Here is a 7,727-nt window from a genome sequence, read left to right as displayed (position 1 = left end):
TACAGCCCGGAGCTCAATCGCATCGAGAAACTGTGGCACAAGATGAAATATGAGTGGCTGGCCTTCAAGGCGCGTGACATCCAAACCCTTGAAGAAGACGTCGATACGGTCCTTCAAGGATTCGGATCAAATTATAGATTTACTTTCTGTTGAGAGCTTATTTAGAGATTTTTTAACTTGGGATACGTAATGCCGAGAGAAATTTTGCAACCATCAACGCTGTTTTCCAGTAAACCTTGGGGCTTCTCTCAGGTAGTTATCTCAGAGCCCGGGCGGATTGTGAATGTCGCTGGTCAGGTGGCTTGGGACGCAGATGGAAATCAGAACGCGCAGGGACTTGAAGGTCAGTTTCGGCAGACGCTCAAGCAGGTTTTCATTGCTGTGGAAGCCGCAGGAGGAACGCAGGAGGATATCCAGATATTGCGTTTCTATATCCCACATTTCAAGACGGGAGAGGATGCCGACCTCATTGCCAAAATTCTGGTCGAAATTTTTGGAGATATTAATCCACCGGCATCTTCCTGGATTGGTGTCAAGGCGCTTGCACGGCCAGAATTCCTGATAGAGGTCGAGGCGATGGCCGTTATTCCGGCCAAGTGAATTTTGAGGCGAATTTGTTTCATATATTCGTTTCCCGACTGAGACTGCCTGTCTAGCAAGCCATCCAATTCCCAAATCTAACCTATGACTGCTCCCAAATCGTTACCGTTTGATCTTTCGAAGTTCCCGCGTAGTCCTTTACTGGAAGCGGTCACTCCCATTCAGCCCCTTCCTCGACTTAGTGCTCGCCTCGGCGGCCCAGACATCTTTGTCAAGCGCGAGGATCTCAACGGGATTGGTGCTGGTGGCAACAAGTTGAGGAAGCTGGAGTTTATTATCGGAGAGGCGTTGGCGGCGGGCGCAGACACCATTATTACCGTTGGTGCTCGACAGTCCAACCATGCACGTCTTACTGCGGCTTCAGCAGCGCGCGTTGGCCTGAAGTGCGAACTTGTCTTGACGCGGGCCGTGCCCCGATTTGACGACGACTACACTAATAATGGAAACATCTTGCTTGACACGCTGTTTGATGCGCACCTGCATGATCTACCGGGCTCGACAAACGCGCTCGAATTCGCCGAAGACCGTGCCAATGAGCTGCGTAGGCAGGGCCGGCGCGTATATGTGTGTCCATTGGGCGGCTCAAGCCCTATCGGCTGCCTAGGATATGCTGACTGTGCGAGGGAGATCGTGGCCCAATCCGACGCCTCTGGATTGATGTTTGATCGCATCATGCTCGCTAACGGGAGTGGCGGCATGCACGCGGGGCTCGTCGCCGGATATGTAGCGCTTGGGCTAGACCCTGCTCTAATAATCGGCTTCGCTGTTTTCGGAAGTGCCATAAAGTCAACTGAGATTACGGTCGACAAGGCCAATCAGACTGCGCGCCTAATCGATGATGGGCTGAAAGTGGAGGCCAGTGCCATTTCAATCGATGACTCGCAATTGGGTCCCGGTTACGGTGTACCAACGAAAAGTATGCTGGCGGCTGTTCGCCTAATGGCGTCAACAGAAGGAATTTTGCTTGATCCGGTTTATAGCGGGAAGGCGTTTGCCGGCCTCGTAGATAGCGTTAGGGTGGGAAAGTACATTGCAGGTCAGAAGTTACTATTCGTGATGTCAGGCGGACTCCCGGGGCTGTTCGCGTACCGAGCCGAATTTTAAGTTTACAACATCGCCCATAGGCTGGCCGCCGCTCCGATCACCAGAGACAAGCGGCAATTGAATTGGGCGCGCCTGCCGGTGAGGCAGCATGATGAGCAGTGAATCCGTTATGAAGCCGGAGATACAGGTTCTATTGCAACAGAGAGCGAATGTCGTGGCGACGGATTATGGAGTTCGAAATCGTCCGTTCGAAATGGCGGATCGTCGAACCGGTCGTCTCACCATGTCGTAATCAATTATTCTTGTCGCAGAGTTATACATGAATATCAAACATGAGTTTTCTGTCGTAGTAGTCTCGGTCATGACCAAATGTTGGCGAAGCGTCAATCAACGTGATCATTGGAATTGGCTTTCGTTTGGCGACGGCAAATCGTGTGCGTCGTTCAGCGCACACAGAGCCAGGAAATCTGGTATATGAGAAAGCCGATTCCCCCCTTGTTCGCGGGGATTCACCGCGGGCGACTTGTGATTGGAGTGTGCGTTGCGGCCGGATTGTCGCTGAGCGTGCATGCGGTGATGCTGCAACTGTTCCATGCGCCGTATCCGGGTGCGTCTCTGGGTTCAAAACTGCCGGCAGTCGTCAACGACGCGGTGATGATCTACGCGGCGTCGTGGCTCTATCGGTCGCTGTGCCTGTCGCTCCCATTGCGCTCGCGGCTTTGCCGCATCACCGTACTTTTCGTGATTCTCGCCGGCCTCAACGAGACTTTGCGCGGCTGGTTCATGAATGGATACTGCTCGACGCCTTGGACGACGAGCTGGCTCTACGAGACATTTACGAGCCTTCGAGGAATCGCGTACTACGCCGCTGCCTCAATCATGAGCGCCTCCATCTGCCGCTGCCGGCAACACAGCGGGAGGATTGTCGCCGCAGTGTTGCTTGCGTTGCTATTGAATTTCGTTTTGATGTCGCGGTTTTCGTCCGTCCTCTCGATCGTCCTCGCCTACGTTGAAAGTTTGGCGCCGACGGGTGGCCGATGTCAGATGCCGTATGGGCTGGACATCCTGATTCCAGCCTACCTAAGCTTCGTCGAACCAGCTATTGCCTGCCTCTTTTGCGTTGCGTTCACCTGGCGACATTCGAGTGCGCGGCGATGCGCGTTCGCGTGGCAATTCGCGGTGCTTGTGCTCGCGCTCAAGAAGCAGCTATTGATGGCGTTCGTCTACGCAATTTACGCGCCAATGCCCGCTTGGACTGCTCTCGCAAGCATGGGGCAATTCACGTTGGAGGCGGCGGTGCTGGGGCTCCTGACTGCGGTGGCGTGGCAGTGTGCAAAGGACGGCCTGCCTTGCGGATGAAAGGGCGCGCAGGAAATTCGGGGGTGCCGGAGTATCCGCTGACGATCGTCCGGAATGGGGTGACCCAGCCTCGTTTTCACGTACAGCCTGTCATGCCGTGGCGCGTAGGGTTTCATATTCGACGAGAGTGCAGTAGTCGATCGACGTGTGCATGCGCTGTCGTAGACAAAAATAAAGTCGTCACCATTTGCGAAGTAAAGACATCGACTCGTCGGACGACAACGATGACGGGGGGCGAAACCTCTTGGAATTCAGTCGGTTACGCGTTGCGCATTAAAATTGTCACTGGCCGCGGCGTCGCGAAGGCCGGTGTCAATTCCCCCGGGCGCCGGCAGTTCCTGTCGCGCGTCGTGCGACACCCGAGTGTGAGCGGGCAATCGTGCGGTCGTGATAAGAGGCTTATTTCGCCACTTCTATCAAATTGTTGGTAGCCGCCCTTCGATCGTTGCGGTCAGGTGTTCACTACGGTTGCAATCGGCGAGCGCTTGCAGCCCACGATGTAATGTTGCAGCCGTTGACTGCTATGACAGATGCGTGCGGCGGGTCGCGTCGTGGCAATTAATTTGCACAAACCAATAATGGTGTGTGGATCCACTCTATTTCGGAATGGGGGTGTTCTAGTTGAGATACTCATCGCTGCCGCAAGAGATTCAATCCGAGATTCTGGGCGGCAGGCAAGTGCAACATCAATCCCCGACGCGAGAAGCGATTGCATTTGGAGCAGCAATTGCCTTTCTTGGCCATCGATGTTGGGTGGGATTTCAGTGGAAATCCCACTGCCAATTTTTTCAGGATGTTGGCCTTTCACAATTTACACTAGAAATCTATTGAAATGCAAATCTCGCCGCGCACCGAAGAGGATATTTATCTTTGGATCGCAGAACAACAATACGATTAACTCAAGTGCGAATCAATAGGCTATATTTAGGCAAGGTCATGTTTGGAGGCGCGGGTGTAATTGCTGAGAGCGTCGTGCACGAGACACGCGAGACTACCAAGTACAATCACCTCGCCGCAAACACGGCGATCTTGAACTACATGCAGCGGATGTCGTGCAAACTGACGGCATTGTTGCGAAAAGGAGCGCCCGGTCGACGCTCATGCCCCGCCGCCATATCGGCTCGGCGAAAATCCACTAGATTTCCAACGTCCCGTGCCATCACTCACCCAGACCATGGATTCTTCGTAAAGGCGGATTCAACCGGTCGTCGCAACACTGCATTTTTGAATAGATTTCAGGTACTCGTCCAGAGCTTCAGTAGGCGTCTTCCAGCCAAGCGTTTTCCGGGGCCTGGTGTTCAACGTATTAGCAACGGCCTGAATCTCTCGAGCGCTCCACCGGGACAGATCCGTGCCCTTTGGGAAGTATTGCCGTCTCGGCACTACCTTCTCTGTCATGCTTTCGTCCATACAGTCAAAAGTCATCAAACTTCTTGCTGTATGTGGAATCGAGGCAGGATTAAGGTCTACTGCCGTGACCTGATGGCCGCCGGTCGGCTTGCGTCCGTGAATCGCACACATGAATCGATGCCGGACGCCTTGATGGGGCGTCCTCGGTCCCATCACGTCAGCGGCTGCTTTCGAACTCGCTGGAGGCGTCGGGACGATCGGCTTCCGTACCGGCCTCGTCGTGAGCCGCAAACAGCACGACGGCAACCACGAGCCAAAATCCAGTGAGTGCCAGCGGGCTGTCAAGCGGTACCGTCGAAGTCACCGAAAGCATGGCGCCGAGCAGCGCATAATAAGCAACACCAAACAACGCCCCTGCCCGTCCCAGACAATTGGCGTAGCTGCGCAGCGCAGGCGCCAGGATGTTGGGTATCGCGAGGCCGAAGCCGATGAAGATCGGTAGCGCAGCGAGCGCCCACAGCAGTCCGGCCCGCCCCGTCGTCAGCACCAGCACGATCTGCATGAGCACGCCGGCAAGCACGCTCGCGAGCCCCAGGCGGACTCGGCGGTCATGGCCGATTCCCCGATCGAGGTGGCGGTTCAGCGCTGCGCCGAGACTGCCAGCGAGCGCTACTGCAAGGCCGATCCAGCCGAAGCCGAGGATCGGCAAATCGTCCACTAGGAAGGGGCCGGCCGCGTAAAACGAAAACACCAGCGCGTTCAAGCCCGCGACCAGCAGCGCCGAACGCATCAACCGCGAATCCGTCAGCATTCGCCAGGCGAGTTTGTGTGTGGATATCGCTTGCGTGCGAGCGCCGCGTGTTTCGCGCAGATAGCGCGTCGCTGCCAGACACAGCATGGCGATGGCGACAATGATGAGCCAGAGAACGGCCTGGTAGCCATGCCAATCCGACAACTTCTGCCCAACCAGTGGGCCCACTGCGGGCGACCACGCGAGCACCATGCCGATGGTCACGAAACAGCGAGACAGCGCTGCGCCGTCCAAGCAATCCCGGAGTATTGTCTGCGTGGTAACCGAACACGTCGCGAGGCCCACCGCCTGGATGAAACGGCCCACGAGAACGAGTTCGAAACTGGACGCGCGAGCCGCGACGAGTGTGCCGACCAGCCCGATTGCGAGTCCGCCCAGTATCGCTGGACGTCGTCCGACGGCGTCGGACACGCGGCCCCAAACGAAAACACCGACGGCGAAGCCCAGAAAGAAAATACTCATTGCCCATTGAGTTTGGGCAGCGCTCAGGCTAAAGGCATGGGCAATGTTCGGCAGGCTTGGGGCAAGCACCGTTTCGGCAATCTGCGGCAGTGCCACCAGTGCCAGCAAAAGGCAGATTGGCGGCAGCCTCGTTTCGCCCGGAGTCGAGATCTGTTGATGCGTCATGGTTTCCTCCGAATTGACGTGAGGTAGCATACTGATGCATGAGCGAAGACAATCGCGCTGTCCTGACATAAAACATCGCAAACCAGACATGGCACATCATGAATCGAACCGTGTGATCGACCCCGACGCCGCGTCGTGCCCCATCGTCGGCATCGCGTACGAATCCAGGGAACACGATTCCGAATGGCACGCCCATCGTCGAACGCAGCTGCTGTATCTGACTGAAGGCGCGGTGACGCTGCAAACGGCAGACCGGATCGGACACCTCGCACCGCTGCAGGCGATCTGGTTGCCTGCAGGGCTACAGCATCGCGCGATCATGCAAGGCCGCTTCGCGTATCGCAGCCTCTATTTCGATGTGCATGCATACCGAGATCTGCCGCAGACGGCCGTCATCGTCGAGGTGAGCCCGTTGTTGCGCGAGCTTGTCGTGCGCGTCACAGAGTGGCCGGCCGATGGCGCGCTGACCGATGCCCGGACACGGCTGGCAACCGTCCTGCTCGACGAACTCGAGGCGGCGGCCGCCTCGCCGTTGTATTTGCCGATGCCGCGTGATCGGCGCCTCGGTACGATAGCGAATGCGCTTGTCGACGATCCGTCGGAACCGCGCACGCTCGACGAATGGGCCGACCGGGTCGGTGCGAGCGCTCGAACGCTCGCACGACTGTTCGTACGCGAAACAGGGTTGACCTATATGCAATGGCGCACGCGGTGTCGCTTGCTCGTTGCGCAGACTCGATTGGCGGAGGGCGCTTCGATTACCGAGGTTGCGCACGCCGTCGGGTATGCAAGCGACAGCGCGTTCATCGCGATGTATCGCCGTCTTTACGGCGAGCCGCCGGGCAGGCGAAATCGTATCAGGCACCCCGGCTGACACGTTCGGGGCCGTTACGGTGACGGTACGAGAATCTCGCGCACGTCCCCGTGATCTAGACAGCGCCTACCGAGCTGCTCCCCATTGACTCTGACGCGAAAAATAGTCCGGCTCAAAAGTCGAGAAATTCGGCATGATGTTTCCGACCTGACATGAAGGCCATGCCATGAAGACGAGCAAGTTTACGGAACAGCAGATCGCATTTGCACTGAAGCAAGCGGAGCTGGGTACGAAAGTCGAAGAAGTCGGCGAGGCTTTAGAAAACGGAAAATAAGCAAGTTTAAACTACAGAGAGTGCCGCCCCTTTGAGAGCCTTTAGTCTTGGCGAGACACACTCCGAGAATGCGGGATGTGTGGCATCACCACTGGCACCCGGACCTGTTCATCGCGTCGACTGCGAGCATCGGGATCGCCAGAAGTCCCATCTGGAAATATCTGTTTCGGCAGTCGCTGCGAATGGCCTTTGATATTTCGCGATTGAGCAGCACGGTTGTTTCTTGTGTGTGGTTGTTAGATTCCCGCGAGGCATGGTGGGGCGTGTTGCCATAACGCGCTGATCGGTGGGTGTCGATGCTCAGGAGGTCATTCTGCCAGTCAATACTTTCGCCCAGAGATTTGCCCACTCCAGCATTGCCAACAGCAAGGGCTACCAGCTTACTCACACTTTTGCGGGACACCGAGATCGTTTCACGATCCCGCAGTTGTTGAGCGGGACCAGGAATCGTCGCCGTACGCAAACGTGATTGCTTGGTGGCCTGGGAAATAATGATAGTGTTGTTCGACTGTTCAGAGCCTGACCGCCGCGTTTCCGAAGGTATCAGCATCACTGTAAGCGTACGGCGCTCTGGCCGAGGATAATCTGGTTGGGGCCGCAGAGAGTCTTGCAACGCAAGCAACCCTAGCGGTAAGCGAGTCTCCAGCACCGTCTCGACGGAGTGACCGGAAATTGCCAGAGTAGTTCCCACCACTTCAAGTAGCGGGGACTACTTTGACAACAGAAGCACCAAAGAGGATTGGCCGCAAAGGCATCCCGAATCACCCACTCGAATTCCGGCGCGAGAT

6 protein-coding genes and 1 pseudogene are annotated in these 7,727 nt (G+C 56.5%); 4 read left to right on the top strand and 3 right to left on the bottom strand.

Translation table 11 applies throughout. The features are described from left to right. Positions 1-189: 189 nt before the first annotated feature. The 3 genes from CFB82_RS40610 (at position 190) to CFB82_RS40600 (ending at position 3,003) form a co-directional block, all read left to right on the top strand. Entirely contained in the window at positions 190-600 is a 411-nt protein-coding gene (locus CFB82_RS40610) for a RidA family protein (protein WP_089487842.1), read from the top strand. Positions 601-684: 84 nt separating this feature from the next. Then, a complete protein-coding gene (locus tag CFB82_RS40605; RefSeq protein WP_089487841.1) occupies positions 685-1,704 on the top strand; it encodes a D-cysteine desulfhydrase family protein in 1,020 nt (339 codons plus the stop codon). Positions 1,705-2,118: 414 nt separating this feature from the next. Next, the gene (locus CFB82_RS40600) at positions 2,119-3,003 is read left to right on the top strand and encodes a hypothetical protein (RefSeq protein WP_089487840.1); all 885 of its coding nucleotides are present in this window, start codon (positions 2,119-2,121) and stop codon (positions 3,001-3,003) included. A gap of 1,197 nt (positions 3,004-4,200) precedes the next feature. On the opposite strand, the pseudogene CFB82_RS40595 reads toward CFB82_RS40600, so the two are convergent. Both CFB82_RS40595 and CFB82_RS40590 read right to left on the bottom strand, forming a co-directional pair. Next, positions 4,201-4,377, bottom strand: a pseudogene (locus CFB82_RS40595) (IS30 family transposase); the annotation flags it as partial. A gap of 193 nt (positions 4,378-4,570) precedes the next feature. Beyond that, positions 4,571-5,791 (bottom strand): multidrug effflux MFS transporter, encoded by a 1,221-nt coding sequence (locus CFB82_RS40590; RefSeq protein WP_143751066.1) that lies wholly within the window; start codon positions 5,789-5,791, stop codon positions 4,571-4,573. A gap of 88 nt (positions 5,792-5,879) precedes the next feature. On the opposite strand from CFB82_RS40590, the gene CFB82_RS40585 reads away from it, so the two are divergent. Next, positions 5,880-6,665, top strand: coding sequence for an AraC family transcriptional regulator (locus CFB82_RS40585; protein WP_089487837.1), 786 nt, complete (start codon positions 5,880-5,882; stop codon positions 6,663-6,665). Positions 6,666-7,024: 359 nt separating this feature from the next. Here CFB82_RS40585 and CFB82_RS42895 read toward each other — a convergent pair whose 3' ends face one another. After that, positions 7,025-7,489 carry a hypothetical protein gene (locus CFB82_RS42895; protein ID WP_143751065.1) on the bottom strand — a complete coding sequence of 155 codons (465 nt, stop codon included), beginning with the start codon at positions 7,487-7,489 and terminating at the stop codon, positions 7,025-7,027. Positions 7,490-7,727 lie beyond the last annotated feature (238 nt).

Origin of the sequence: Burkholderia sp. HI2714 (assembly GCF_002223085.1) — a bacterium.
Lineage (GTDB): Bacteria > Pseudomonadota > Gammaproteobacteria > Burkholderiales > Burkholderiaceae > Burkholderia > Burkholderia lata_D.
This window is presented reverse-complemented; position numbering and strand designations above follow the sequence as displayed.

What these genes read in the sequence shown, in the direction of transcription:
- CFB82_RS40610 (WP_089487842.1), top strand. Translation starts at nt 190, where the DNA reads ATGCCGAGAGAAATTTTGCAACCATCAACGCTGTTTTCCAGTAAACCT.
- CFB82_RS40605 (WP_089487841.1), top strand. Translation starts at nt 685, where the DNA reads ATGACTGCTCCCAAATCGTTACCGTTTGATCTTTCGAAGTTCCCGCGT.
- CFB82_RS40600 (WP_089487840.1), top strand. Translation starts at nt 2,119, where the DNA reads ATGAGAAAGCCGATTCCCCCCTTGTTCGCGGGGATTCACCGCGGGCGA.
- CFB82_RS40590 (WP_143751066.1), bottom strand. Translation starts at nt 5,791, where the DNA reads ATGACGCATCAACAGATCTCGACTCCGGGCGAAACGAGGCTGCCGCCA.
- CFB82_RS40585 (WP_089487837.1), top strand. Translation starts at nt 5,880, where the DNA reads ATGGCACATCATGAATCGAACCGTGTGATCGACCCCGACGCCGCGTCG.
- CFB82_RS42895 (WP_143751065.1), bottom strand. Translation starts at nt 7,489, where the DNA reads ATGCTGATACCTTCGGAAACGCGGCGGTCAGGCTCTGAACAGTCGAAC.